The sequence below is a fragment of the Kribbella sp. ALI-6-A genome, assembly GCF_001984195.1.
GTDB lineage: Bacteria > Actinomycetota > Actinomycetes > Propionibacteriales > Kribbellaceae > Kribbella.
Genome location: NZ_MTQN01000012.1, coordinates 2,406,197 through 2,432,495, shown reverse-complemented (window position 1 = coordinate 2,432,495; position 26,299 = coordinate 2,406,197). Strand labels below are relative to the sequence as shown.

26 protein-coding genes are annotated in these 26,299 nt (G+C 71.0%); 6 read left to right on the top strand and 20 right to left on the bottom strand.

Features of this window, described 5'->3' with window-relative positions:
* Positions 1–393: 393 nt before the first annotated feature.
* Together tyrS and BWI15_RS38225 are read right to left on the bottom strand one after the other, a co-directional pair.
* Complete coding sequence (gene tyrS, locus BWI15_RS38230) at positions 394–1,683, bottom strand: tyrosine--tRNA ligase (protein ID WP_077019327.1); 1,290 nt, start codon at positions 1,681–1,683, stop codon at positions 394–396.
* A gap of 76 nt (positions 1,684–1,759) precedes the next feature.
* Positions 1,760–2,797: an App1 family protein gene (locus BWI15_RS38225; protein WP_077019326.1), complete on the bottom strand. Its 1,038-nt coding sequence runs from the start codon at positions 2,795–2,797 to the stop codon at positions 1,760–1,762.
* Positions 2,798–2,872: 75 nt separating this feature from the next.
* Here BWI15_RS38225 and BWI15_RS38220 point away from each other — a divergent pair, with 75 nt between their 5' ends.
* The 3 genes from BWI15_RS38220 to BWI15_RS39685 are packed head-to-tail and all read left to right on the top strand — an operon-like array spanning position 2,873 to position 4,502.
* Complete coding sequence (locus BWI15_RS38220; RefSeq protein ID WP_237771628.1) at positions 2,873–3,820, top strand: LLM class flavin-dependent oxidoreductase; 948 nt, start codon at positions 2,873–2,875, stop codon at positions 3,818–3,820.
* A 32-nt stretch (positions 3,821–3,852) separates the two neighbouring features.
* A complete protein-coding gene (locus tag BWI15_RS39690; RefSeq protein ID WP_077019324.1) occupies positions 3,853–4,227 on the top strand; it encodes a hypothetical protein in 375 nt (124 codons plus the stop codon).
* Positions 4,146–4,502, top strand: a complete 357-nt coding sequence (locus BWI15_RS39685; protein ID WP_077019323.1) for a phosphotransferase family protein — start codon at positions 4,146–4,148, stop codon at positions 4,500–4,502. Before BWI15_RS39690 ends, BWI15_RS39685 begins: the two co-directional genes overlap by 82 nt.
* Here the strand turns inward: BWI15_RS39685 and BWI15_RS38205 are convergent.
* From BWI15_RS38205 to BWI15_RS38160, 10 genes are read right to left on the bottom strand one after another with little or no spacing between them, the layout of a single operon-like run.
* Positions 4,499–5,236 carry a dienelactone hydrolase family protein gene (locus BWI15_RS38205; RefSeq protein WP_077019322.1) on the bottom strand — a complete coding sequence of 246 codons (738 nt, stop codon included), beginning with the start codon at positions 5,234–5,236 and terminating at the stop codon, positions 4,499–4,501. The genes BWI15_RS39685 and BWI15_RS38205 overlap by 4 nt on opposite strands.
* Complete coding sequence (locus tag BWI15_RS38200; protein WP_077019321.1) at positions 5,233–5,673, bottom strand: GNAT family N-acetyltransferase; 441 nt, start codon at positions 5,671–5,673, stop codon at positions 5,233–5,235. The genes BWI15_RS38205 and BWI15_RS38200 overlap by 4 nt, the downstream gene beginning before the upstream one ends.
* Positions 5,673–6,725 (bottom strand): tRNA (adenosine(37)-N6)-threonylcarbamoyltransferase complex transferase subunit TsaD, encoded by a 1,053-nt coding sequence (tsaD, locus tag BWI15_RS38195; RefSeq protein ID WP_077019320.1) that lies wholly within the window; start codon positions 6,723–6,725, stop codon positions 5,673–5,675. Before tsaD ends, BWI15_RS38200 begins: the two co-directional genes overlap by 1 nt.
* Positions 6,722–7,183, bottom strand: a complete 462-nt coding sequence (locus BWI15_RS38190; RefSeq protein WP_077019319.1) for a GNAT family N-acetyltransferase — start codon at positions 7,181–7,183, stop codon at positions 6,722–6,724. The genes tsaD and BWI15_RS38190 overlap by 4 nt, the downstream gene beginning before the upstream one ends.
* Positions 7,180–7,902, bottom strand: a complete 723-nt coding sequence (gene tsaB, locus BWI15_RS38185; RefSeq protein ID WP_077019318.1) for a tRNA (adenosine(37)-N6)-threonylcarbamoyltransferase complex dimerization subunit type 1 TsaB — start codon at positions 7,900–7,902, stop codon at positions 7,180–7,182. The genes BWI15_RS38190 and tsaB overlap by 4 nt, the downstream gene beginning before the upstream one ends.
* 1 nt (position 7,903) lies before the next feature.
* Positions 7,904–8,872 (bottom strand): tRNA (adenosine(37)-N6)-threonylcarbamoyltransferase complex ATPase subunit type 1 TsaE, encoded by a 969-nt coding sequence (gene tsaE / locus BWI15_RS38180; protein ID WP_077019317.1) that lies wholly within the window; start codon positions 8,870–8,872, stop codon positions 7,904–7,906.
* The gene (locus tag BWI15_RS38175; RefSeq protein WP_077019316.1) at positions 8,869–9,981 is read right to left on the bottom strand and encodes an alpha/beta fold hydrolase; all 1,113 of its coding nucleotides are present in this window, start codon (positions 9,979–9,981) and stop codon (positions 8,869–8,871) included. Before BWI15_RS38175 ends, tsaE begins: the two co-directional genes overlap by 4 nt.
* The gene (gene alr, locus BWI15_RS38170) at positions 9,981–11,108 is read right to left on the bottom strand and encodes an alanine racemase (protein WP_083751223.1); all 1,128 of its coding nucleotides are present in this window, start codon (positions 11,106–11,108) and stop codon (positions 9,981–9,983) included. Before alr ends, BWI15_RS38175 begins: the two co-directional genes overlap by 1 nt.
* Before the next feature lie 39 nt (positions 11,109–11,147).
* Positions 11,148–11,789, bottom strand: a complete 642-nt coding sequence (locus BWI15_RS38165; RefSeq protein ID WP_077019314.1) for an HAD family hydrolase — start codon at positions 11,787–11,789, stop codon at positions 11,148–11,150.
* 9 nt (positions 11,790–11,798) lie between these two features.
* Entirely contained in the window at positions 11,799–12,662 is an 864-nt protein-coding gene (locus BWI15_RS38160; protein ID WP_077019313.1) for a LysR family transcriptional regulator, read from the bottom strand.
* Between the two features lie 77 nt (positions 12,663–12,739).
* Here BWI15_RS38160 and BWI15_RS38155 point away from each other — a divergent pair, with 77 nt between their 5' ends.
* Together BWI15_RS38155 and BWI15_RS38150 are read left to right on the top strand one after the other, a co-directional pair.
* Positions 12,740–13,786, top strand: a complete 1,047-nt coding sequence (locus BWI15_RS38155) for an aminotransferase class V-fold PLP-dependent enzyme (protein WP_077019312.1) — start codon at positions 12,740–12,742, stop codon at positions 13,784–13,786.
* Between the two features lie 52 nt (positions 13,787–13,838).
* On the top strand, positions 13,839–14,600 hold the full coding sequence (locus BWI15_RS38150; RefSeq protein ID WP_077019311.1) for an META domain-containing protein: 762 nt from the start codon (positions 13,839–13,841) through the stop codon (positions 14,598–14,600).
* On the opposite strand, the gene BWI15_RS38145 is transcribed toward BWI15_RS38150, so the two are convergent.
* The 3 genes from BWI15_RS38145 to BWI15_RS38135 form a co-directional block, all read right to left on the bottom strand.
* The gene (locus BWI15_RS38145; RefSeq protein WP_077019310.1) at positions 14,584–17,571 is read right to left on the bottom strand and encodes a sugar-binding protein; all 2,988 of its coding nucleotides are present in this window, start codon (positions 17,569–17,571) and stop codon (positions 14,584–14,586) included. The genes BWI15_RS38150 and BWI15_RS38145 overlap by 17 nt on opposite strands.
* A gap of 89 nt (positions 17,572–17,660) precedes the next feature.
* Positions 17,661–19,088, bottom strand: a complete 1,428-nt coding sequence (locus BWI15_RS38140) for an NAD(P)H-hydrate dehydratase (RefSeq protein WP_077019309.1) — start codon at positions 19,086–19,088, stop codon at positions 17,661–17,663.
* Between the two features lie 26 nt (positions 19,089–19,114).
* On the bottom strand, positions 19,115–19,465 hold the full coding sequence (locus BWI15_RS38135) for a holo-ACP synthase (protein WP_077019308.1): 351 nt from the start codon (positions 19,463–19,465) through the stop codon (positions 19,115–19,117).
* A gap of 93 nt (positions 19,466–19,558) precedes the next feature.
* Between BWI15_RS38135 and coaA the strand changes: the two genes are divergently transcribed.
* Positions 19,559–20,524 carry a type I pantothenate kinase gene (gene coaA / locus BWI15_RS38130; protein ID WP_077019307.1) on the top strand — a complete coding sequence of 322 codons (966 nt, stop codon included), beginning with the start codon at positions 19,559–19,561 and terminating at the stop codon, positions 20,522–20,524.
* On the opposite strand, the gene BWI15_RS38125 is transcribed toward coaA, so the two are convergent.
* The 5 genes from BWI15_RS38125 to BWI15_RS38105 all read right to left on the bottom strand — a co-directional run bounded on the left by BWI15_RS38125 (position 20,488) and on the right by BWI15_RS38105 (position 26,295).
* A complete protein-coding gene (locus BWI15_RS38125) occupies positions 20,488–21,663 on the bottom strand; it encodes an MFS transporter (RefSeq protein WP_077019306.1) in 1,176 nt (391 codons plus the stop codon). The two genes, coaA and BWI15_RS38125, sit on opposite strands and share 37 nt — an antisense overlap.
* Positions 21,664–21,747: 84 nt before the next feature.
* Entirely contained in the window at positions 21,748–23,031 is a 1,284-nt protein-coding gene (locus tag BWI15_RS38120; RefSeq protein WP_077019305.1) for an aminotransferase-like domain-containing protein, read from the bottom strand.
* Complete coding sequence (locus BWI15_RS38115) at positions 23,024–24,082, bottom strand: alpha-hydroxy acid oxidase (RefSeq protein WP_077019304.1); 1,059 nt, start codon at positions 24,080–24,082, stop codon at positions 23,024–23,026. Before BWI15_RS38115 ends, BWI15_RS38120 begins: the two co-directional genes overlap by 8 nt.
* The gene (locus tag BWI15_RS38110) at positions 24,075–24,995 is read right to left on the bottom strand and encodes an alpha/beta hydrolase (protein ID WP_077019303.1); all 921 of its coding nucleotides are present in this window, start codon (positions 24,993–24,995) and stop codon (positions 24,075–24,077) included. Before BWI15_RS38110 ends, BWI15_RS38115 begins: the two co-directional genes overlap by 8 nt.
* Positions 24,985–26,295, bottom strand: coding sequence for a cytochrome P450 (locus BWI15_RS38105; protein WP_077019302.1), 1,311 nt, complete (start codon positions 26,293–26,295; stop codon positions 24,985–24,987). The genes BWI15_RS38110 and BWI15_RS38105 overlap by 11 nt, the downstream gene beginning before the upstream one ends.
* Positions 26,296–26,299: the final 4 nt, after the last annotated feature.

The following is a 26,299-nucleotide window of genomic DNA, read 5'->3' as shown; positions in this document are numbered from 1 at the left end:
AAAAGATGACCCGTGAAAGGGGGTTAATGCTAAATTTCGGCATTGACTTTCGGCACGCTGTTGAGTTCTCAAGAATCGGGCGCACACCGCGTCCTCAGCCTCTCAGCCAGGACTCCGGGGCAACCTGCGTTACTTTACCGGACCAGATCCACCGAGTCAAGACCCGATTTTTTCTGACCGCCGCCCCGCGCCAGAGGCGCCGACCCGGGTCCGAAGACACGTTCCGGCTGCGTTAGCTTTGGGGGGTTCGGAGCGACCGGCCGCTTTCGCGTCCCGCGCCTCGCTCCAACAAGAAGAACAGTACGTGGCCTCGAGGTTGCCGGTCAAATCGGCGTCCGGTGGGCAGCATCACAACGGTGTAATTTGCCTCCGGCATCGACCCCGTGGGATACGTCAGCCGGCCAGAACCCCTGCGAACGAACGCTTCCCGCGCCGCAGCACCAACGCGCCGCCGGGCAGCAGGTCGTCGGTCGTCGGCACGTACTCGGCGTCGCTGACCTTCTCGTTGTTCAGGTACGCGCCACCTTCGGACACCGTCCGGCGCGCGGCCGACTTGCTCGCCACCAGGCCGGCCTGCACCAGCAGGTCCGCCACCGTCGGCATCGCCGCGGCGGACACCTCCGTGTGCGGCGCCTCCTTCAGCGCGGCGATCAGAGTCTCCCCGTCGAGCTCCCGCAGATCGGACTGCCCGAACAACGCCTTCGATGCCAGCTGAACGTGGGCCGTGTCGGTCGCACCGTGCACCAGCGTCGTCACGTCCTCGGCCAGCACCCGCTGAGCCTCCCGCGCATGCGGCCGGTCGGCCGTCGCCTTCTCCAGCTCGGCGATCTCGTCCGCCGTCCGGAACGTGTAGTAGCGCACCAACTGCATCACGTCACGGTCGTCGGTGTTGAACCAGAACTGGTAGAACGCGTACGGCGACGTCAGCTCCCGGTCCAGCCACACGGTCCCCGACTCGGTCTTGCCGAACTTGGTCCCGTCGGCCTTCGTCACCAGCGGAGTCGCCAGCGCGTGCGCCTTGCCCGACTCGGTCCGGCGGATCAGCTCGACGCCGGCGGTCAGGTTGCCCCACTGGTCACTGCCACCGGTCTGCAAGGTGCACCCGTACCGCCGGTAGAGCTCCAGGTAGTCCAGCGATTGCAGCAGGACGTAGCTGAACTCGGTGTAGCTGATCCCCTGCTCGAGCCGGGCCTTCACCACTTCCCGCCCGAGCATCCGGTTCACCGGGAAGTGCTTGCCGATGTCGCGGAGGAAGTCGAGGGTGTTGAGGTTCTTGGTCCAGTCGTAGTTGTTCACCATCCGCGCCGGGTTCGGCAGCGAGGTGTCGAAGTCCAGGAAGCGCTCCACCTGGCCGCGGACCCGCTCCACCCACTGCTGGACGACGTCCTTCGGGTTCAGCACCCGCTCGGAGGTCTCCTTCGGGTCACCGATCAGCCCGGTGGCGCCGCCGACCAGTCCGATCGGGTTGTGCCCGGCCAGCTGGAGCCGGCGCAGCGTGAGCAGCTGTAGCAGGTTGCCCATGTGCAGGCTCGGGGCGGTCGGGTCGAAACCGACGTACGAGGTGATCGGTCCTTCGGCCATCGCGGCCCGCAGCGCGTCGGGATCGGTCGAGTGCGCGATCAGGCCGCGGCTGTCCAGGTCGTCGAGCACCTGCGTGCGGCTGGCACTCCCGCTGTCGGTCACAGTTGGTTCTCTCCTCGGGTACGTCGGAACACCACAAGCCTGCCAGGCGCGACCGCGGAGCGTCCCCCGGGTACGGCTACATCGCCTCCGGCCGCGACAGTACGGCGCGCAACTGGGCCACCAGCGCGTGCCCGTCCGGGCCGTGCACGGTCGCGGCGGTCGGGCGCTGCGGGTCATGGGCGCCGGGGTCCGGGTTGGGGACCGGCAGACCGTGCGACAGCACCTGCTCGGCCGGAGTCAGCTGCCGGATGCCGATCGCCCGGACGTGCTCCGGATGCGTCTGCGCGAAGTCGCCGTACAGCTGGGGGTCGTGCTGCCCGTCGTCCCCGACCAGGACCCAGCGGACCGCCGGGAACTCCTTGGCCAGCCGGCGCAGCGCCGTCCGCTTGTGCTCCTGCCCGCTGCGGAACCAGCCGGTGTTGGTCGGCCCCCAGTCGGTCATCAGCAGCGGTCCGGCCGGGTAGCCGTGCCGGGCCAGGAAGCGGGTCAGGGTCGGCGCGGTGTTCCAGGCGCCGGTCGACAGGTAGAAGATCGGCGCACCCGGCTGATCGGCCAGGAGCTCGGCGTACATCTCCGCCATGCCCGGTACGACGCGGCGCGCCGACTCGTCGCGGACGAACGTGTTCCACGCGGCGATCAACGGCCGCGGCAGCATGGTCAGCATCACCGTGTCGTCGATGTCGCTGACCAGACCGAACGTGGCGTCCGGGTCGGGCACGTAGACCTTGCCGCGGGCCTGCCGCTCACCGCGGACGCCGAGGCTGACCTCGTGCCAGCCCGGCGGCAGCACCACCGGCACGGCCAGGTCGACGAAGCCGCCACGGTCGGTGAGCGCGTCGAAGGTCTGCCCGGCCACCGTCACCGAGACCTTCACCTTGGTGGCCGGCGCGGTGACGAACACCTTCCAGCCCCGCACCACCTGGTCCTCGTCGTACCGGGGCTGGTTGCGCGGGTCGCGGCTCAGCACGACCCGGGCCAGCACCCGGACGTACTCGGAGTTGCCGTAGCCGACGTGCGGGATGATCCGCTCCCGCCAGCCGCGCCGGCGCAGGAGCGTCCCGATGCCGAGGTTGAACCAGTCCTCCAGCTTGGAGGAGTAGTGCGGACGGGCCATGCCCCGAACCTACCCGCCCACAGGTCTCGTACGCCTGCCCACCCGACTGTCGGCGCAGACCTTTACGTTCTCGGTATGAGTTCACTCGGAATGTGCTTCCCCCGGACCTGGCCCGCCGGCCTGGTGACCGACGTCGCCCGCCGCCTCGAGGCCGGGGGCGCGGACGAGCTGTGGATCATCGAGGACTGCTTCTACACGGCCGGCCCGACCCTGTCCGCGGCGGCGTTGAGCGTCACCGAGCGGCTGACGGTCGGCCTCGGCATCCTGCCCGCCGTGGTCCGTACGGCGGCCGTCACGGCGATGGAGATCGCGACGCTCTGCGCGCTCGCGCCGGGCCGCTTCGTGCCGGGCATCGGCCACGGCGTCCAGGAGTGGATGGGCCAGATGGGGGTCCGCCCGAAGTCGCCGCTGACCGCGCTGGAGGAGGTCACCGTCGCCGTCACCCGCCTGCTCGCCGGGGAGAGCGTGTCGATGGACGGCAAGTACGTCGTGCTCGACCAGGTGAAGCTCGACGCTCCCCCGGCCGACGTGCCGCCGATCCTGCTCGGGGTCCGCGGGCCGAAGTCACTCGCGCTGGCCGGGCGGGTCGGCGGTGGGATCGTGCTCGCCGAACCGGCCTCGCCGTCGTACGTGCGGCAGGCGGTCGAGCAGGCCGGCTCGCCGGAGGGGTTCGTGGTCGCGACGTTCAGCGCGTTCTGCGTGCGCGACGACCGCAAGACGGCGTACGAGTGGAGCGCGCCGTGGCTGGCCGCCCAGCTCGACCAGAAGAATCCGGCGCTGCCGTCGCTGCCCTTCTACGACGACCTCGTCCGCCGGTACGACGAGTCCGGTGTGGCCGGGCTGGTCAGCATGCCGGTCGACTGGTGGCAGGAGATCGGACCGATCGGCACGCTCGACGACGCCGCGGCGCATCTCGACGCGCTGGAGGCCGCCGGTGTTCAGCACGTCGGGCTGTTCCCGGACCCGGAGGTCGAGCACGGTCTGCCGCAGCTGGAGCACGTCGTCGCTCTGGCGAACCGCTGACCGGTGCACCGGTCGGGCGTGATGCTGGGCGAGTGAGCTACGTCGACATCCCCTGGACCGCCGAGGTCGCCGCGAAGGTGCGGAGCGAGTGGCGAATCCCGGTAGACATCGCCGAGCGCCTCACCGGCGGCGAGGAGTCCGCGGCCTACCGGGTCGGCGGTGTGGTCGTGCGGCTCGGACCGGTGGGACGTGGCACCGAGGTGATGGAGTGGTGCCACCAACTCGCCCAGCAGGTGCGGCAGGCAGGGGTCGGCGAGGCCGTCGCACCCCTGGCGGCGGCGAGCGGCGCCACCGTCGTACGGGTGGATGGCCGGCCGGTGAGCGCGTGGCCGTTGGTGCCCAGCCGCTGCACGGCGACTACTACCACGGGAACCTCCTGGTCGCCGACGGACGGATCACCGGCCTGATCGACTGGGACGAGGCATGGCTCGGCGCCCCGGAGATCGAGCTGGCCGGAGCGGCGCGGGAGTTCGGGGACCACTGGTCGACCGACCTCACTCGGGCCCAGCAGTTCGTCGACTGGTACCACGACGAGGGCGGGACGGCTCAGCCGATGGACGACGAGACGCTCGTCCAGCTGATCCGGCACCGGCTCCGCGCCGAGGTGACCGCGTTCGGCGGCACTGCCCCGGACGAGTACTACGACCTGCAGCGAGAGCTCTTCGCGAAGCTCAAGCCCTAGAGGCGGTCGATCACCCGGAGCCGCAGGCGGCTCAGCGCGATGTCCGCGACGGCAGCCGGCGCGGCATCGCCGGGACGCCGCGTGGGCACGGGATCGGACCGGTCGGCGGTCGTGATCAGCGGGCACTCCCCCGGCGACACCGCGTGCGCGACGAAGCGCCGGACGATCTCGTTCCAGTCGGGTGCCCGGTGCAGCATCGCGTGCTTCTCGCCGTCCAGGGTCAGCAACGCGACGGGGACCCCTTCGGCCCGCAACCGGCGAGCGTACGACGCGGTGGCGGCCGGCGAGGTGATCCGGTCGGCGGTGCCGTGGGCGAAAGCGACCGGACCGCGAAGGCGGACGACCGGTTCGCCCGCGGGCAGCCACGGCGCGAGGCCGAGCACCCCGTCCACCAACGGATGATTGCCTGCAGCAACAACGGCCCGGCCGCCCATCGAGTGACCGACCAGCACGGCCCGGTCGAACCGGGTCCCGATCCGGTCGAGCACCGCGCGCAGGTCCGCGGCGGGATCCGCGGCGTTGCCGTTCCAGCCCTGGTACCGGTAGCGCATCAGGCCGATCGCGGCGCGCGGAGCCGCCGTCCGGGCGGCCGCGGCGAACGGCCACATCCGCAGCATCGGCGGGCGCCAGCTGTGCGGGGTGGCGGTGGAGTTCTCCATCCCGCCGTGCGCGAGCAGGATCAGGTCACGAGCGCCCTTCGGCGCCGCGAGCAGATCGATCCCGGGAACGCTCACTGGTAGAGGACCTTGGGGTCGCGGGCGATGTGCAGGAACACGTCCGGCTTCTCCAGCGGGGTGAAGCCGTAGGACTCGTAGAGCGTGTGCGCGTCGGCGGTGGCGAGCATCGTCCGGCGCAGCCCGCGCAGCTCCGGGTGCTCCAGCAGCGTCGACACCACGAAGCGCCCGAGCCCGTGCCCGCGGTACTCGTCCAGCACGAACACGTCCGCGATCCACGCGAACGTCGCCCGGTCCGTCACCGCCCGCGCGAAACCGACCTGTGTCCCGTCGGCCGTGTAGACGCCGACGCACAGACTGCCCTCGACCGCCTTGCGCACCACGTCCCGCGGAATCCCCGGCGACCAGTACGACGTCCGCAGGTACCCGTGCACCACGTCGACGTCGATCCGCGCGGTGTCGTCGTCGGCGACGAACTCACCCGAGGTCCAACGCATCAGTTCAGCACCGTGGTGATCGGCATCGAGGAGTCGGCCGGCAGCCCCAGCGGCGACGGCGTCTTGCCGGCCCGGACCAGCTCCGACCCGAGCGCCGCGACCATCGCGCCGTTGTCCGTGCACAACCCGGGCCGCGGCACCCGTACGGCGATACCCGCCGCCGCACACCGCTCCTCGGCCATCTGGCGCAGCCGCGAGTTCGCCGCGACGCCACCGCCGATCAGCAGATGCTCGTAGCCGCGGTCCTTGCACGCGTCGATCGCCTTGCGGGTCAGCACGTCGCAGACCGCCTCCTGGAACGCGGCCGCGACGTGGTTCACCGGGACGTCCTCGCCGTCGCGCCGCTTCGCCTCGACCCAGCGGGCGACCGCGGTCTTCAAACCGGAGAAGGAGAAGTCGAACCGGTGCCGCTCCAGGTCGCGCTGGCTGGTCAGCCCGCGCGGGAACGTCACGTACGCGCGGTCGCCGCCGTCCCGTGCCGCCTTGTCGACATAGGGACCTCCGGGGAACGGCAGCCCGAGCACCCGCGCGACCTTGTCGAACGCCTCGCCGGCCGCGTCGTCGATCGTGCTGCCCATCGGCTCGACGCCCTCGGTGATGTCCTCGACCGCGAGCAGCGAGGAGTGCCCGCCGGAGACCAGCATCGCGACCGCACCCTTCGGCAGTTCACCGTGCTCGAGGGTGTCGACGGCGACGTGCGCGGCGAGGTGGTTCACGCCGTACAGGGGTTTGTCGAGGGAGAGCGCGAGGCCCTTCGCTGCGGCCACGCCGACCAGCAGCGCACCGGCCAGGCCGGGACCGCTGGTGACGGCGATCGCGTCGACGTCGGACGGCTTCACGCCGGCGGTCTCGCAGGCCCGGCGGATGGTCGGCACCATCGCCTCCAGATGCGCCCGGCTGGCGACCTCCGGTACGACGCCGCCGAAGCGCGCGTGCTCGTCGACACTGGACGCGATCGCGTCGGCGAGCAGGGTGTGCCCGCGGACCAGACCGACGCCGGTCTCGTCGCAGGACGTCTCGATGCCGAGGATCAGCGGCTCGTTCTCACTCATTCGGTTTCTCCTGCGCGTCGCATGATGACGGCGTCCTCGCCGCCGGCGTAGTAACCACGCCGCCGGCTGATGTCGGTGAAGCCGGAGCCGGCGTACAGGCCGATCGCGGCTTCGTTGCTAGCGGCAACTTCCAGTAGGACGGTGCGGCCGGGGTGCCGTTCCAGTGCCGTGGCGAGCAGCCGGCGGCCCACTCCGGTACGCCGGTCGGCCGGATCGACGGCGATCCGGAGCAGATCCACCGGGTCGTCAGCGCCGGGCGGAACCAGCAGTACCACGAATCCCGCAAGACGTCCGGCCCCTTCCGCGGCGGTCGGTGCGTCGGCCACGAGAACCTGGCGGTCCGGCCGGGTGAACTCGTCGGCCCAGGACCGTTCGCTCCAGGCGTCCTTCGGGAAACAGGCGGCGTCGAGTTTGACGACGGCCGGCCGGTCGGACGGTTCGGCGGGACGGATGTTCACTTCGGCAGCACGCTTTTCGGGCCGCCCGACATGGTCACGTCGGGGCGGCGCAGGTACAGCGGGTCGGGCGCGGTGACCTGCAGCGTGCCGGTCACCACCCCCGTGGCCAGCACCTCGGCCGACGGGTATTCGACAACCTCCGGCTCGTCGCCGACGGCACCGATCGTCCCGGCCGCCGAGCCGGCCGAAGCGCCGGTCGCCGTGGCCCCGAGCACCTCGCCGTACAGCACCGCACCGCGCCCGATCACCGGCAGGCCGGCCAGCACATGCGCGACCTCGGCGGGCTTGTCGACCGCCGGTCCCTCGAGCCGACGCCGGCTGCCGTCCGCGGCGGGCCCGTCGTACAGGGCCCAGTAGATCTCCTTGCGCCGGGCATCGGTCGCGACGGCGACCGGCAGCGCGAGACTCGACTGCTTGGCCAGGATGTCGAGGCTGCACACCCCGACCACCTCGATCCCGAGCACGTCGGCCATCGTGCGCGCCGTCACCAGCCCGACCCGCAGGCCGGTGAACGGGCCCGGCCCGGTGCCGACCGCGATCTTCGTCAGTTCCTTGACCCCGACGCCGGCCGTGGCCAGCACTTCGGCGATCGCGGGCGCCAGCAGTTCCCCGTGCCGCAAGGCGTCCACCGTCGTCGACGATCCGAGCACGTTCCCCGACACCGGGTCGGCGAGGGCGACCGTCACCGCCGCGCTGGAGGTGTCAAAAGCAAGCAACACGTCAGTTCCCCTCAGAACGCTGTGCGGTGAGCGCCGCCGGGACGTCCGTCGCGTGGGCGGCGGTGAGGCGGAGGCCGGAGGCCGCCCATCGCGGGCCGACCGGGTTGATCCGCAGGTTCCGGGTCTCGTCGACGTCGTCGTCGCCCCGGGTGATCGTCAGGTCGAGCCGGTCCGGAGCGAGCGTCTCGGCCAGGCCGTGACCCCACTCGACCACCGTGACGGCGTCCTCGAGCGACGCGTCGAGGTCGAGGTCGTCCAGCTCGGCGATGCCACCCAGCCGGTACGCGTCGACGTGGACCAGCGCCGGACCGCCGACCAGCGACGGGTGCACGCGCGAGATGACGAAGGTGGGCGACGTGATGTCACCGCGGACCTTCAGCCCGGCCCCGAGCCCCTGCGTGAAGGTCGTCTTGCCCGCGCCCAGATCACCCGACAGCACCAGCACGTCGCCGGCCCGCAGCTGACCCGCCACCTCCTCGGCGATCGCCTGCATCTCCTCGGCCGTCGGTACGACGAGCTCGATCGGCATCGCCTTCGCGTGGATCAGGTTCTGCCCCTCCCGCGCGACGATCGAGTAGCCCCGGCGCCGCCAGAACTCCAAGGTCTCCGGCAGCTCGACCCGGGCCACCAGGCGCACCCGCCCGAGCCCCCGGCGCCGGGCGGCTTCCTCCGCGCACCCGACCATTGCCGACGCGACCCCGCGACCCTGGAAACGCGGGTTCACCGACACCCGCCGCAGCTCCAGCACGTCACCGTCGACGGTGAACAGCATCGCGCCGGCCGGCTCCCCATCGATCCGCGCCAGCAGTCCGCCGTACGCCCCGACGGCCGCGCCGACCGTCGTCGCGTTCTCGGTCAGCGCGGTCGACGGCGGATCCAGCGTCCGCCGGTTGGAGAACGCGTGATGGATCACGGTGACGATCTCGTCCACGTGCTCGGCCGTGGCGTCCACCACGTGCAGGTCGGTCATCTGTGTCCCAAGGATTGTTCGGCCCGCTCGATCATGCCGAGCAGGGCGGCGGTGAACTCACGGTGGTGCTCGATCAGCCCGAGGTGCCCGCAGTTGCGGACCTCGACCAGCTCCGCGCCGGGCACGTGCCGGACGATGTCCTCGCTGTGCTCGAACGGTGTCAGGTGGTCGGAGTCGCCGCCGATCACCACGCACTCCACCTTCTGCAACGGCTCCAGCGCCCCGGTCTTGTCGTGCAGCGCGAAGATCGGGTAGAACTCCGCGATCACCGAGATCGGCGTCGCGGCGATCATCTCGTTGACGAACTCGGTGAAGGCCGGCGGCACCTCGGAGCCGAACGAGTACTTCCTGGTCAGCAGGTAGCTGATGTCGGTCCCGGCCTTGCGGCTGCGCTCGACCACGTCCGGGATCCGCGCCAGCGCCGCGATGGTCGGGGTCGCGAGCGTGCGGACCATCATGCCGATCCGGCCGGGCAGCGCGATCGGCACCCGGTCCAGCCCGCCCGCGCTGGTCGAACACAGCCCGACGCCGATCACCCGGTCGCCGAACAGCTCCGGGTGCTGCTCGGCCAGCGCCATGATCGACATGCCGCCCATCGAGTGCCCGATCAGGATCACCGGCCCGCTCGGCGCGAACTTCTGCAGGATCCCGTACAGGTCACGACCGAGCTGGTCGATGCTGACGTTCTCCTTCGGCGACCGCCCGGACCGGCCGTGCGAGCGCTGGTCGTAGAAGACCATCGTGCCGATCCCGGCCAGGTCGCGGCGCTCGAAGTGCCAGCAGTCCATGTTCAGCCCGTAGCCGTGCGCGAAGATCAGCGTCAGGTCCTCCGGTACGTCGGCCTGCTTGCGCAGCCGGCGTCGCTGCGGCTCGGGCCGCCGGGACCGCTTCAGCTCGTCCACCTCGACGTACAGCTCGACGCCGTCGTCCGCGGTGAACACGTGCGGCGTGCCGCGCAGCGAGCCGAACGGCTCGGCCTCCAGCTGCGCCCGCTGGCTGGACCGGCGACCGATCACCTGCCGCTCGACCGCGACCCCGGCCGCCGCGCCCGCGGCCAGCACTCCGACCGCCGCGCCGATCAGGCCGGCGGTGCGTGACACCTTTGGCATCAGCCGGTCTCCTCGTTCACGTAGCGGCGAGGGATGCGCGGACCGAGCCGGGTGACGATCTCGTAGTTGATCGTGCCGGCCGCGTCGGCCCAGTCGTCGGCGGTCGGCTCGCCGTCGGTGCCCGGGCCGAACAGCAGGACCTCGTCACCGGCCGCGGCCTCGTCGTCCTCGAGGTTCACCACGCACTGATCCATGCAGATCCGGCCGACGACCGTACGCCGCTCGCCGCGCGCCTGGACCGGCCCGCCGTTCGAGGCGTGCCGGGGCAGACCGTCGCCGTACCCGATCGGGATCAGGCCGAGCGTCGACGGCCGCGGCGCCGTCCAGGTCAGTCCGTACGAGACGCCGGCCCCGGTCGGCACCCGCTTCACCATCGCCAGCCGCGCCTTCAGCGTCATCGCCGGGCGAAGGCCGAGCTCCGCCGCCGGAAGCGCGTGGCCGAACGGGGACAACCCGTACGTCGCGATGCCGGGCCGGACCAGGTCGAAGTGCGTCTCGGGCAGCGCGAGCGTGGCGGCCGAGTTCGCCAGGTGCTTGAAGCCGGGGTCGATGCCGAACGACTCGGCGACGTCGATGGCGGCGTTGAACGTCTCGACCTGCGCCTCGTTCGCCGGGCTTTTCGGCTCGTCGGCGCTGGCCAGGTGCGACCAGATGCCGGTGATCACCACGCGGCCGGTCTTCTGCTCCTCGAGCGCCGCGCGGATCAGCGTCGGCCACTCCTCCGGGACCGCGCCGCCGCGGCTCATCCCGGTGTCGATCTTCAGGTGCACGCGGGCCGGCCGCTCGGTGACGCCCGCCGCGATCTCGTCGATCTCCCAGGGCGCGCCGGCGGACAGGTCGATGTCGTTGGCGATCGCGTCGGCCAGCGGCTCGCCCGGCGTGGTCAGCCAGCAGAAGATCGGGCCGTTGTCGCCCGCCGCGCGCAGCTCCAGCGCCTCCTCCAGCACGGCCGCACCGATCCAGTCGGCACCGGCCTGCCGGGCCGCCCGCGCCACCGGCACCATGCCGTGGCCGTAGGCATCGGCCTTCACCACGGTCATCAGCTCGGCCGAGCTCAGCCGGGCACGCAGCGTGGCGACGTTGTGCCGGATCGCGGCGAGATCGACCACCGCCTCGGCACGTGTCATCGAGGTCTCCACAGACTCAGCCATAGCCCTACCAGTGTCTCAGGCAGCCTCGATGAGGGCCGGGAGGGCGGTCATCTGGTGGAAGATCGCGTCCGCCGAGGCCAGTTTCGCCGGGTCGGTCATCGCCGCGTAGCCGAACACCGTCATCCCGGCGGCGTTGGCCGCGGCGACCCCGAGCGGGCTGTCCTCGACCACGACGCAGTCGGCCGGCTTCACGCCGAGCGTGCTCGCGGCGTACAGGAACAGGTCGGGCGCGGGCTTGCCGTGCGCGACGTCCTCGGCGCTGAAGATCCGGCCCGCGAACCGGTCCCAGAACCCGACCGCGGTCAGCGCGGTGTGGATCCGCCGGTGCGTCCCCGAGGAGGCCAGACAGTACGGCGTACCGGTGGCCTCGAGGTGGTCGAGCACGGCCGCGACGCCCTCGATCGCCTGGAGATTCGCGAACCCGTCGAACAGGCGCTGGTGGTAGCGGTCCTCCAGGTCGGCCGGCAGCGGGCGCCCGAGCCGCGCCTCGGCCTTCTGCCGCATCGACACCATGCTGCCGCCCATGAAGTCGCGCACGGCCTCGTCGAACGTGTACGGCAACCCGGCCTCGGTGAGCAGCTCGGCCAGGATCGTGTTGGCCAGCCGCTCGGAGTCCACCAGTACGCCGTCGTTGTCGAAGATCACGAGCCCTCTCACGTTGGCACCTTACAAAAGCCGGAACTGCTCGACCGCAGCCGCCACCGCCGGGTGGCCGACCAGCTCGGTCCGCAGGATCACGCTCACCCGCCGGGTGGGTGCCGTCCGGATCGGGAGCACCCGGACCCTGGGATTCGGCGCGGCCGTCAACGCGAGCTGCGGCAGCAGGCTCACCGCCAACCCTTCGCCGACCAGTCGCTGGACCACCACGTAGTCGTCGGTCCGGTGCCGGATGTCGGGCGCGAATCCGGCTTCTGCGGTCGCAACCAGCAGATGCTGCTCGCACCGAGGACATCCGGCGATCCATCGTTCCTCAGCCAACTCCTCCAGCCCAACCCGCTTCCGCCCCGCCAGCCGATAGCCCTCGGCAACCACCGCCTTCAACTCCTCCTCGAACAGCACGACCTCCACCAGATCCTTGTCCGGTTGTGGAGTGTGCTCGAAGACCAGCGCCAGGTCGGCTTCTCCCGCGAGGACCTGCTGGCGGGCTTCGGGCGGCTCGGCTTCGGTCAGGCGGAGGTCGAGGCTTTCCGGAAGCGCGGCGAGCACGGGCGGGACCAGGACCGCGGCGGCGGACGGGAAGGCGACGAGGGTGAGCGAGCCGGAGCGCAGGTCGGCGAGGTCCCGCAGGTCCGACTCCGCGGCGGCCAAGCGGGCGGCGAGAGCGTCCGCGTGGGTCAGGAGCTTGGTGCCGGCTTCGGTGAGCGTGATACCTCGGGGTGAGCGGAGGACGAGTGGAAGCCCGACGTCCCGTTCGAGGCGCTGGACGTGCTGGCTGACGGCGGGCTGGGTCCAGCCGAGCGCGGACGCCGCCTGGGAGAGCGACCCCAGGCGCGCGACCTCGCGGAAGATCAGCAGCCGCCGGGGATCCATGGTTCAAAGCCTAGCTTGGGGCCGCTCCGAGCAGATCGGACTTCTCTTGGAGCTCGCGCAGCCGACACGATGAAGACGTGCTCACCATCGACGAAGCCCGTACCCAGTTCGACCCGACCGTCGTCTACCTCAACACCGCCACGCTCGGCCTCCCGCCGAAGCGCAGCCGCGAGGCCCTGCAGTCGGCCCTGACCGACTGGCAGAACGGCACCGCCGACCCCCAGCAGTACGACGAACCGCTCAACCGCACCCGCTCGGCGTACGGCGAACTGGTGAACGTCGACCCGACGCTCATCGCCTGCGGCAGCCAGGTTTCCGGCTTCGTCGGGCTGATCGCGCAGTCGCTGCCCGCCCGGTCCGAGGTGCTGGTCGCGGCAGGCGAGTTCACCAGCCTGACCTTCCCGTTCTTCGCGCTCGGGCACCGCGTCCGCGAGGTCCCGCTCGACCAGTTGGCCGACGAGGTGCGCCCGACGACCGACCTGGTCGCGGTCTCGGCCGTGCAGTCCGCCGACGGCCGGGTCGCCGACCTCGACGCCCTGCGCGCGACCGGCGTACGGGTGCTGCTCGACACGACCCAGGCGGCCGGGTGGCTGCCGGTCGACGCGTCGCAGTACGCGTTCACCGTCGCGGGCGGCTACAAGTGGATGCTCACCCCGCGCGGCACCGCCTTCCTCACCGTCCAGCCCGACCTGCTCGACGAGCTGTCCCCGATCAATGCCAACTGGTACGCCAGCGCGAAGCCCTGGGACAGCATCTACGGCTCACCGCTTCGCCTCGCCGCGGACGCCCGACGCTTCGATCTCTCGCCCGCCTGGCACTCCTGGATCGCCGCCGCCCCGGCGCTCGAACTGCTCCGCGACGTCGGCATCGACGCCCTGAACCGCCACAACACCACGCTGGCCACCACCTTTCGCGACGCCGTCGGCCTCGACCACCCGGCCCGCGCGTCCGCGATCGTCTCCGCCGTCGCCGACGACAAGGTCCCCCAGCTGATGGCCGACGCCGGCATCGTCGCCGCGGTCCGGGCCGGCCGCCTCAGGCTGTCGTTCCACCTGTCCACCAGTACGGCGGACGTCGCGCGCGCCGCAGAGGTCCTCGCCGGCCATCTCGGAAACCCGGCCTGACGAACTGCAACGCCGTCGGGCTCCCCGGCGTCCGTAGGGTGTGAGGACATCGATGCTGGTAGTGGCCGCGGGCCTGGTCGCCCTGGCCGGTTGCGGTGGTGAGCCGGGGGCAGGCGGCTCGAGCGAGCTGGGCGGCAAGACCTACCTGTCGACCGCCGTGACCGAAAACGGTGCGCCGAAGAAGCTGGCGCCGAACACCCGGATCCGGCTGGAGTTCAGGGACGACGGCACGCTGGCCGCCAACGCGGGCTGCAACTCGATCAGCGGCAAGGCGGCGACCAGCGACGGCAAACTGCAGGTCGACGACCTGGCTGTGACCGAGATGGGCTGCGACGCACCTCGCCACGCGCAGGACACCTGGCTGGTGGAGCTGCTGCAGAGCACCCCGGACTGGAAGGCCGAGACGGACAGGCTCACCATCACGTCGGGCGGCACGGTTCTTCAGTTGCAGGACCGCGAGACCGCGCAGCCCGATGTCGCGCTCGACGGGACGCAGTGGATTCTGGAGAGCGTCGTCCGCGGAGAGACCGTCTCGACGCCGGGCAACGGCGGCGTCCACCTGACGTTCAACGGCGAGCGGGTCACTGGATCGACCAGCTGCAACGAGCTGCAGGGCGTCGTCGCGCGGACCAGCGACAAGCTGACCTTCGGCGAGCTCGGGACCACCCGCCGCGCCTGCTCCGGGCCGGCGGCCGAGCTGGAGAAGACCGTCCTGGCCACGCTGAACGGCGAGGTCACCTACACCCTCGACGCCGACAAGCTGCAGCTCCGGACGCCCGCCGGCGACGGCCTCGACTTCAAGGCCGCCGACTGAGCTTCAGGTCGAAGGCCTGCACCTCGTCCTGCGGAGTTTCGTAGGAGAGCAGCAAGCGCCCGTTGTCCCGCAGCCGCGTCTGCTCGGCCGCGGTCAACGGCACCGACCAGCGCTGAACGCCACGCACCAACTCACGCGACGACCGCTTGACCACGTGGCCGCTCATGTCCGGCGCCCACGGCGGGATGCCGCCGTCGGTCACGGCACAGGCGCTGAGGCCGTAGTCCGGCGGCGGGTTGTCCGTGCAGCTGGTCTTCCAGACCGGGATCGCCGCCAGCTGACCCCTCGTGAGGAACAGCCGCGCCGTACCCGGGCCCTCGGCCAGCGTGACGATGTCCAGCGCGCCCGGCCGCAGTCCGGCGTACAGGATCTTGAGGTCGTCGGTGGGGACGCGACCGGAGATCGGCACGTGGTTGCGGGCCGACTGGGCGATCGTCTGCGGCGAGAGCGCGCCGTTCAGGTTCGGGTTCGAGACGTCGGGCGGCGCCGGGGTCGTCGGGCGGTCCGCGGGCGGGGTGTAGCCCGGGAGGGTCGCCTTGCCCCAGCGGTACGGGTCGGACTGGACCGAGCCGAGCGCGGACCAGCCGAGCCGGGTGCTCTGGTCGATGTGCCGCAGCGTGGTGGTGCCCGGCGCCGAGGTGTCGTCGTTGTCGTACGGCGTGATGTTCAGCCCGAGGTTCGCCGGGTCGACGGCGGCCGGGAGCGTGGCGAGCGGGATCTTCACCTCGAGGTCGTAGCCGGTGTAGGCGTGCGGCACGGTCGTCTCGTTGCTGCCGACCCAACGCGCGGTCGACGCGACCTGGACGCCCGGCGCGTTGCCGGTGTCGAGCGCGCCGCTGGAGTAGCCCTGGTGGTTGTCGGCGTCGCGCGACCAGCACGGCCCGTTGCCGTTCGCGGCGTCGTTGCTGAACGGGAAGATGCCGAGCTTGAACGTGTTCGCGGTGTCCATCAGCACCTGCGACGCCGTACCGCGCGGGTCGAGCAGGATCTCGACCGAGTCGGCCTGCCAGTGGCCGACGCACTCGACCGGCGTGACGGCGTACGACTGGTAGTCGTCGCGGACGTGCACGAAGAAGTAGAGCGCGTCACCGGACCAGCTGACCTTCGCCGTACTGCCGTCGCCGGTCGGCGAGACGCCGCAGTCGTCGATGCCGGTGCAGGTGGACGCGCCCTGCCAGATCCGGCCGAGGTCGAGCGTCGCGCCCGGGTACTCGGCGGGGTCGGCCTTGCCGTCGACGGTCGGCGCGGTGGTGGTTCGCGCGATCGCGGTGGTCGGTACGACGGACATCGTCAGCGTCTCGCTGCCGGAGCCGCCGGCGAACGTGGTCGTGATCGGGATCTCGACGTTCTGCGTCGCGGGCAGGGTCGTGTCGGTGTTGGTGAGCTTGAACGTGACGGTGGTGTCCGCGCCGGGCGCCAGGCCGGCGTACGGCTGGGTGGTCGCGTCGGCGGTGAAGTTCGGCGGGAGGGTCAGCGACACCGCGCCGCTCTGCGGCTCGGCCGACCAGTTGTGCACGACGACCGGTACGTCGAGGGTGCGGCCGACGCCGATCGACTGGATCGCTGGCGACCGGCCGAGGCGAGTGGCCTGCGGGGCGGTCTCCGCCAGCCATTCGTCGTACTCCTGCCAGTTGCCCCAGCGCTGGAACCGGCCTTCGGTGGCGGACACGATACGGACCACGTTGTCGGTGTAGCCGCTGGCCTTCGCGGTGGTGTAGCGGGCGGAGATCTTGGCGAGCTGGTTGACCGGCGCGGTCGCCGACGGCGTGACGGTGAAGGTGATCGCGGCCTCGGCCCGGCGTGGCACCGGCTGTGGGCGGTCGACCGACCAGCCGGGCGGCACGGTCAGCTTGACGTTGCCAGAGGCAAGTTTTCCGTGGGGGGCCTTCAGATGCACGGTGGCCCGGAACGGTTCGCCGGCGACGTTGGCGAACCGCGAGAAGGTCAGGTACTGCAGGGTTCCCGCGGGCAGACCGCCCGGGTCGGGCTCGGCCGCGCCGAACAGGATCGCGTCGTCGCGACCGGCCGCCGGGTTGGGCGATCCGTCCTCGAGCACGTTCGGCTGGAACGGCACGAACGCCTGCGTCATCGCGAACCGCGGACAGGCCGGGGCCGACGTGCCCTTGAACATCACCCGGCTCTGCGTCGGGTACGCCGCGCGCCCCTCGTCCGCGACCTGCTGCCAGATCTTCGCCGACCCCGCCGGCTGCCCCTGGACGTTGCCGGCCGGCCATCGGTACGGCGACTCGTACCCGGTCCACACGCCGGCGACCGTGTCGGGCCCGTTCGGACGAAAGCCGGTCGTGCAGTTCGCCGCTGCCGTCGTACCGCCGATGCCCGCGGTGCTGCCCCCGGAGAACACCTTCTTGACCTGCCAGGTGCTCAACGCGTTCTTGCCGCGAAGCTGCTCGGGGAACCTGGTCGGATCGGCGGCGGCGAGCACGCCCTCCCAGATCAGCCGGCCGGCCTGCTGGTGGTTGCCGTGGCCCGCGGCGAGCGTGGGAGTGAAGCCGATGTAGATCTCCGGCTGGGTCGTGCGGATCACCCGCGTCACCCGGCGCAGCGTCTCCTCCTCGTCCCAGAAGTACTGCGTCAGCGGGGCGCTCTGGTTGTAGAAGAAGTCGATCCGGTCGAGGTTGAAGATGTCCACGGTGCCCGAGCGGTAGTGCGCGACCCGGTCCTCGTTCTCCCGCCGCAGCCCGAGCTCCGGGCCCAGCTCGGTGCCGACCGCGTTCCCGCCGCCCTCACCGCGCGTCACCATGATCACGCCGCACTTCACGCCGTACCGCTGATGCCACACGCCGCACGGCCCGATGATGCTGGTGTCGTCGTCGGGGTGGGCCCACTCCCCCATCACGTCGATCTTGGTCGCCCGGTCGGCGACGTACGGCGTGGTTCGGGCTTGAGCTGTCGCGGGCAATCCCGCGAGGAGCAACGCGACAACGGCGAACAGAACACCAAGACGCTTCACGGGGACTCCCAGGGCGGTGGGGCACCAACACAGTCCGTCCTATCCGCCCGGGCTCAGCCCCGCAACAGGTGGACGGCGCGGCGCCTGCTCTACCTCACGTCTTCCAGGATCTGCCGAGTCGCCGCGGGCACAGCCCCGGCAATCGACATCGCCGTGATCGGCCCCGCCGACGACGCAAGCCGCGCAGCCGCCGCATGCAAGTACGCACCGACACTTCCCGCATCCAACGGATCCAGCCCCGCCGCGAGCAACGCCCCGCACAGACCAGCCAGTACGTCGCCGGAGCCAGCAGTGGCCAACCACGGCGTGGCATTGGTGTTGACCCGGATCCGCCCGTCGGGCGCGGCGACAACGGTGGTGGAGCCCTTGAGCAGCACAGTGACGTCGAACTGTTCGGCCGCCAGTCGCGCGTGCTTCAGCCGCTCGGCCTCGACCGTCGCCCGGTCCACGTGCAGCAAACGGCTCAACTCCCCGGCGTGCGGCGTGATCAGCACGTTCGCGTGGTCACCGGAGTCGTCGAGCGCCTTGATCCCGTCCGCGTCCAGGAGGACGGGCTCCTCGGAGTCGATCAGTTCACGCACCTTCGCGACGTCCAGCTCGGAGCCGAGCCCCGACCCGACGGCCCACGCCTGCACCCGCCCCTCGCCCACGACGATCTCCGGATGCGCCGTGCGCACCGCCTCCGCGACCGGGTCCGGCCCGACGTACCGCAGCATCCCGATCGGACCGGCCAGCGCCCCCGCGGTCGCGATCACCGCCGCGCCCGGGAACTGAGCCGAGCCCGCCATCAGCCCGAGCACCCCGCGCGAGTACTTGTCCGACTCCCCACGCGGCACCGGGTAGAGCGCCCGGACGTCGGACGCCTGCAGCACCTCGACCGCCGCGGGCGGCAGGTCGAGACCGATGTCGACCAGGTGCACCGGTCCGCACGCCGCGGCAGCCGGATCCACGAAGTGGCAGATCTTGTGCGTACCGAACGTCACGGTCAACGCCGCCCGCACGAACTCGGTCGGCGTCGACGCGCCGGTCTGCGCCGGCGTCTCGCCCGAGTCCACCTCGACCCCCGACGGGACGTCGACGGCGACCACCGGCACGCCGTGCTGCTCGGCCAGCCGGACCGCCGCCAGCGCCTCGGGCTTCAGACCCGGCCGCCCACCGATCCCCACGATCCCGTCGACGACGACGTCGGCCCCGGCGATCTCGCCGGACGCACCGACCCGGCCGCCGGCCCGCCGCAGCGCCTCGAGTCCGCCGGAGTGGACCTTGTCCGACAGCAGCACCGCGACCACGTGCGCGCCGCGCCGGGCCAGCTTCTCCCCGGCGTACAGGGCGTCGCCGCCGTTGTCACCGGAACCGACCAGCAGCACCACGCGGGCGCCGTACGCGCCTCCGATGAAGTTGCTAATGGCAACAGCCAGGCCGGTCGCGGCCCGCTGCATCAGCGTTCCCTCCGGCAACCGGGCCATCAACTCGGCCTCGGCCGCCCGGACCTGCTCGACGGTGTGCGCGCGACGCATGGCAAACCTCCCAGAAACGAACCGGCTCAGCCTTCGAGTACGACGACCGCCGACGCGATGCCCGCGTCGTGGCTCAGCGACAGGTGCAGACTCTGGACTCCCAGCTCGGACGCCTTGGCCGCGACGGTGCCGGTGATCTCCAGCCACGGGCGGCCACTGTCGTCACTGCGAACCTCCGCGTCGTGCCAGTGCATCCCGGCCGGGGCACCGAGCGCCTTGGCCAGCGCCTCCTTGGCCGCGAACCGGGCCGCGAGCGACGCCGGCGGCCGGACCGCCTCGGCCGGGGTGAAGACCCGATCCCGCAGTCCGGGGGTCCGCTCCAGCGTCTTCATGAACCGTTCGACGTCCACCACGTCGATGCCCACCCCGACGATCATGGGGTTCCTGATGTGACAACTACCACACCCGCAGAGTCAGCGCCGCACATGCCGGTCAGCGTAGCCCGCCCCGATGGGGGAACAATGGGCCCCATGCTGCAGCCGCCACGGGAGGTGACTCCCTACACCGAGCTGGACCGGGCCGCCTGGGCGCAACTGGCCGAGACGACCGAGTCACCGCTCACCGCCGAGGAGATCGAGCGGCTGCGCGGTCTCGGCGACGAGATCGACATCGACGAAGTGCGTGAGGTCTACCTGCCGCTGTCGCGGATCCTGTCGCTGTACGTCCGGCACGCCCGCGCGCTGCACGCCGACACCGAGGCGTTCCTCGGCAACAGCGCGCTCGGCCACGGCGCGACCCGGACGCCGTTCGTGATCGGCATCGGCGGCTCGGTTGCCGTCGGCAAATCGACCACCGCTCGGTTGCTGCGCGAACTGCTGGCGCGCTGGCCCGAGCACCCGCGGGTCGCCCTGGTCACCACCGACGGCTTTCTGTGGCCGAACGCCGAGCTCGAGCGCCGTGGCCTGATGCTGCGCAAGGGCTTCCCGGAGTCCTACGACCGCAAGGCGCTGCTGCGGTTCGTGGTCGAGGTGAAGTCCGGGATGGACAACGTCGAGGCCCCGGTCTACTCCCACCTGCACTACGACCGGCTCGAAGGCGTCCGGACCACGGTCGAGCAGCCCGACATCCTGCTGCTCGAAGGCCTGAACGTGCTGCAGCCCGCGCCCCGGCACGCCGACGGCAAGAGCGGCCTGGCGGTCAGCGACTTCTTCGACTTCTCCGTGTACGTCGACGCGGCCGCCGACGACATCCGCTCCTGGTACGTGCACCGCTTCCTCAAGCTGTGGGAGACGGCGTTCCGCAACCCGGAGTCCTACTTCGTCCGGTACGGCGAACTGAGCCGCGGCGAGGCGGTCGCCAAGGCGGAGTCGCTCTGGGACGGCATCAACGGCCCGAACCTGCGGGAGAACATCCTGCCCACCCGGTCCCGCGCCACGCTGGTGCTGCGCAAGGGCGCCGATCACGCGGTGCGCTGGGTCCGGCTGCGCAAGCTCTGAGTCGCCGCCGGCACGATCGCCAGCGCGAGCACGGCAGCGGTGAGCCCGAACGCCGTCGGGTAACCGACGCCCGCGACCACGAAGCCGAACAGGATCGCGCCCGCGCCCCAGCCGGCGTCGTACGCGAGGTTCCACAGCGCGCTGACCTGGCCGTAGCGGCTGCGCGGCGAGCGGTCGTACATGATCGCCAAGGTCAGGTTCTGCGCGGCGCCGAAGCCGATCCCGAAGCAGACGGCGCCCGCCAGCACCGCGGCCGGCGTACCGACGAAGACCAGGGACGCGGCGCCGATCGCGGCCAGCACCAGCGCGGGAGGCAGGAGCTTGGCGGGTCCGACGCGATCGCCCAAGCGGCCGGCGACCCAGCGTGCGGCGGGCGCCGTGACCGACTGGATGAGCAGGGCGACCGCCACCAGCGCATGGTTGCCCGAGGCCAGCGGCAGGAAGGTGACGCTGATGCCTGCAGCAACAGTCACGGCAGCGAAGACCAGCGACGGCATCACCAGACCGCTTCCCCGCAAGCCGCCCAGCACCTGTACGTGGTGCTCCTCGTCAGCGACCGCCGGCCGACCCGGCATCGTCGACAGAGCAGCTAGTCCCGCGAGGGAGCAGACGGCGGCCAGGACGAACAGAGTGCCGAAGCCGACTACGCCGGTCAGGTAGACGCCGAGCGGCAGGCCGAGCGCGGCCGGGAGGCCGACGACCACGCCGTACACGCCCAGAGCTTCGCCGCGCCGGGCCGCGGGGGTGATCTCGGCGACCAGGGCGACCGCGCCGACCACCATGATCGCCAGACCGGCGCCCCGGACCACGCAGACCGCGAGCACCAGCGGCATCGACGCCGAGAAGACCAGGGCGATGCTCGGCGCTCCCAGCAGAACCAGTCCCAGCGCGAGCGTCGCGCGGTAGCCGAACCGGCGCAGCATCGCCGGCACGACCAGCTCGACGGCGACCGCCGCGAACATCATCGTGCCGGTGGACAGGCCGGCGCCGATCCCGCCGGCGCCGTTCGCGGCCAGGTAGAGCGGTACGACCGAGGTCAGCAGGTACATGCTCAGGCCGGATCCGAAGGTGGCGATCAGCAGCCGGGCGAACTGCGGCGTGACGAGACGCTCGGGCCGGAGCGCGACGGGGGGGTTCACAAGCGAGGCTGGTCATGGCTCCACGCTAGGAACGAACCGGTCCGGCAGACAGATCCAGTTGGTACGCCGTGGAGAGGACCAATCTCAGAGCTGGTCGCGGATCAGCGCGGCCAGGCGGTCCAGCGCCGGCTCGATCTCGGCCGGCGTCACCGAGCTGCAGGACAGCCGGAGCGCGTGGATCGGGGTGTCACCGTCGTAGAAGTGGCTCATCGGCGTCCACAGCACGCCGTACTCCTGGGCCGACTTCGCCAGCAACGCGTCGTCGACCACGAACGGCACCGTCACCACCAGGAAGAACCCACCCGACGGCACGTTCCAGCTGACCTCGCCGCCGGGGAACCGGGCCGCCAGCCCCTCGGTCAGCGCGCGAAGGTTCTCGGCGTACGTCGCTCGCTCGCGCTCGTTGGCCGCGACCAGGCTGCAGTCGTGCTGCAGGAGTTTGCCGCCGATCATCGCCTGGCCGATCGCCGAGGTGTTCACGGTGAGCATGCTCTTGATCTTCGACAGTTCGTCGGCGAGCAGGCTGGTGGTCCCGTCGGGGTGCGCGACCACCTGGTCGGCGACGACGTACCCGACGCGTGCGCCGGGCAACGCGGTCTTGGCGAACGATCCGAGATAGATCACCCGCCGCTCGGTGTCGAGCGCCTTCAGCGTCGGCAGCCGCTCGATGCCTTCGGCCGGGAACAGTCCGTACGGGTTGTCCTCGAGCAGCAGCAGGTCCTGTTCGGCCGCGACGTCGAGCAGCCGTTGCCGCGTGTCCAGGTCGAGGCTGAGGCCGGACGGGTTCGCGAAGTCGGGCATCACGTAACAGGCGCGCGGGCGGAGGCCGTCGGCCCGGGCTGTCTTGATCACTGCGACCAGGTCGTCGAAATCGACTCCGCCGTTGCCACCGGCAACCGGCAGGACAGCAAGATCGAGCAGCCGGGCGGCGCCGGTGATCCCGACGTACGCCGGGGAGACGGCGAGCAGCACGTCGGCGGGAGTCGCGCGCAGGGCCCGGAGGGCGAGCACCATCGCCTCCTGGCAACCGACCGTGACGACCAGCGCTTCGGGGTCGACGGTGATGTCCTCGTCGGCGAGCAGGTTGCGCGCGACCAGTTGGTGCACGATGCCCTTCGTCCGCCCGTACTGGAAGATCGTCCGCCGGACCGCCGCCTCGTCGTACCCGAGTTCGTCACGCAGGTAGTCGCAGAACGTGTCCAGGTAGGAGTGCAGGTCCTCGACCGCGTAGAACTGTTCGGCGGGCCGGCCGGCCGCGAGGGAGATCGCGTTCGGGTAGTGCTGGGCGACCTCGTTGAGGAAGTTCATCGAGTTGAGCGCGCGATCGGTCAACGCGCCGTGCAGCTCGGTGAGGTCGAGGTCAGCCATCGGTTCTCCAGGTCAGTCCCTTGACGGCGGCGAGGTCCGCACAGCCCGCCAGCAGCATCGCGTCGGTCAGTTCTGTCCGCAGCAGGCCGAACGCTTCGTCGCATCGGTCCACAGCCAGTGCCCACAGCAACGGCCTGCCCACCAGTACGCCGGAAGCGCCGATCGCGACCGCCTTCAGAACGTCGGTCCCGCTGCGGATTCCACTGTCCAACAGCACTTCCAGGTCGTTGCCAATAGCGTCCAGCACCGCGGGCATCGCGTCGATCGACGCCACCGCGCCATCGAGCTGCCGCCCTCCGTGGTTGGACACCACCACTGCCGAGGCGCCCACGTCGGCAGCGTGCCGAGCGTCACGCGGGTCCAGAATCCCCTTCACCACCAGGGGAAGCTCGCACTTGCCGCGCAGCCACTCCAGATCCTTCCAGGACACTGCCGGCGAGAAGGCGGACGCCGTGTGCGCCGCCACCGCCGACAGCCCCGGTACGGCGGTGTGGGCCTGCGTCGTGGTCTCGAAGTTCGCCGCGGTGATCCCGTCCGGTAACGCGAAGGCGTTCCGCACGTCGCGCAACCGCCGCCCCATCACCGGCACGTCCACGGTCACCATCAGCGCGGAGCACCCGGCGTCGACCGCCCGCTCGACCAGCGACTCGACCACGCCTCGATCTCGCAACCAGTACAGCTGAAACCAGGTGTCTCCCGGGATCTTTTCCAGCGGGTAGCTGCTCAGGGTCGAGATCACGTACGGCACGCCCGCGCCGGCCGCTGCTTCCGCCAGCCGCAGTTCCCCGTCGGGATGCACCAGCCGCTGGTAGGCCATCGGAGCCACCGCCACTGGCATCGCCGAAGCCGTTCCCACCAAGCGGCACGCGGGATCGGCCGCTTCCACGCCGGCCATCACCCGAGGCACCACCCGCACCGAGTCCAGCGCGCGACGATTGCCCCGCAAGGTCAGCTCAGCACCGCTGCCGCCGGCAACGAAGTCGCGCACCGACTCGGCCAGCACGCACCCGGCGAGCCCTTCGTAGTCCGCGAGACAGACAGCTTCAGTCATTGCCGAAGATTCCCTGCAACCACGTCGCCGCTTCCTCGATCGCTCGCCCTCCGGCGTCCACCACCCCGGACATCGCGAAGAAGCCGTGGACCATCCCGTCGTAGCGGGTCAGGGTGGTGGGAACGCCCGCGGCGAACAACTTCTCGGCATAGAACTCGCCTTCGTCGCGGAGCGGATCGAACTCCGCGGTGATCACCAGCGCAGGCGGCAGACCCGCGTGGGACGACGCGAGCATCGGGGACGCGAGCGGATCGGCGCCCTGGGCGGGGTCGGTGAGGTAGTGGTTCCAGTACCAGTTCACCGACGTACGGTTGAACAGATACGGGTCGTCACCGGCTCGCATGCTGGCGGTGTCGGAGCCATAGAGCGTGTTCGGGTACACGAGCAGTTGCCCGGCCAGCCCGGGGCCGTTGTCCCGGGCAAGCAACGTGGTCGCCGCGGCGAGGTTGCCACCCGCGCTGTCGCCACCGACGACGATCCGCTCGGGATCGACAAAAGGGGCCTTCGCGATCCAGGAAGTTGCCCGGTGGCAGTCGTGCACCGCCGCGGGAAAGGGATGCTCGGGCGCGAGCCGGTACCCGACGGTGATCACCTGGCAGCCGGCCGCGTTGACGAGCCGGCGGCAGATGCCGTCCGCGGTGTCGATGCTGCCGAGCGTCCAGCCACCGCCGAAGAAGTAGACCAGCGTCGGCATCGGCCCGTCGCCCTCGGGCCGGTAGATCCGCAGCGGCAGGCCGAGGTCGTCGACGAAGACGTCCTCGACCGAGTGGACCGGCTCCACCTCCCCGCCGGCGGCCCGGATCGACGCCAGATCGGCGGCCCGGGCCTCGGCGAGCGTCTGGGTGTAGAGCTGCGGTACGTCGTCCGCCGCGCGCTGGGCACGCAGCGCTGCTACTTGCGGATCAAGGGGCATCGCACACCTCCACTGGCATCGACTCGAACCCACGCAGGAACTGTTGCGGATACCGCACCGGCGGACGGACCTTCCGCAACCCCGGAAACCGCTGCAGGAGCAGAGGAAACGCCAACTGCGCCTCCGCCCGAGCAAGCGAGGCTCCAAGGCAGAAGTGCGGTCCGACTCCGAAGCTCAACGGCCGCGAGTTCTCGCCGCCGGCGCCTGCGGCGCCGTCGGTGGGAGCCGCCCCCCACCGCATGTTCCCTCCAGCGCGGCGTTCCGCTGTGTGGGTGTAAGGATCGCGAGCGAAGCGGGCCGGGTCGAAGCGGTCCGGCTCGGGGAAGTTCGCCGGATCGCGGTTGGCGGCGCCGAGCATCACGAGGAACACCTCTTTCGGCGGGATCGTCGTGCCGGCGATCTCGAGCACATCGTCGGCGTACCGGGCGACGAACTGGACCGGTGACTCGTACCGGAGCACCTCCTCGACGAACTGTTCCGGTGGGCACGAGCGCAGTTCGGGACGGTCGAGCAGCAACCACATGCCGTTGCCCAGCAGATGGATCGTCGTCACGAAGCTGGCGTTGAACAGGACCAGCAGGTTGCAGACCAGTTCGTCGTCGGAGACGTCGTGCTCGGCGCTGACCAGCCGGCTGATCAGGTCGTCGGACGGCGACCGCCGGCGTTCGGCGATCAGCCGGTGGTAGTAGTCGCTCAGCTCCACCGTCGCGTCGTTCGCCCGGCGCAGCACCTCGTCGGTCTTGCCGGTCACGTCCAGGAACTCGACGATCCGCTCAACCCGCGGCCGGAACCACGCCAGGTCGTGCTCCGGGATCCCCAGCAACGCGGCAACCACGCTGCTGGGCAGCAAGTAGGCGAACTCGGTCATGAAGTCCGCCTCCCCGTCCGCGGCCAGCCGATCAGCCAGGCCGTCGATCAGTTGCCCGATCTGCCGGACCATCGCCGGCTGCAACTCCTGCACGCGGCGGGGCGTGAAGACCTGCTGGAGCAGCTGCCGCGCGCGGGTGTGCCGATCGCCGTTGCTGTACATCATCGAGTTGTGCAGCGCGGCCAGCACCGGATGCTCTCGCCACCCGGGACCGGCCTGCTCGTCGGCGAACACGTCGTCGGTGACCCGCACCCGCGGGTCGCGCAGGACCTGGTTCACCGCGTCGTACCCGGTGACCACCGCCGCGTAGGGGCTGCTGCCCCCGATGAGGGAGACCGGACCGTGTCTTCGCAGCTCGGCGTAGTACCGGTACGGGTCCTCGAGACCCGCTGCGCTGAACAGTCCTTGCAGCACCTGGGCGGCGGCGGTCATCAGC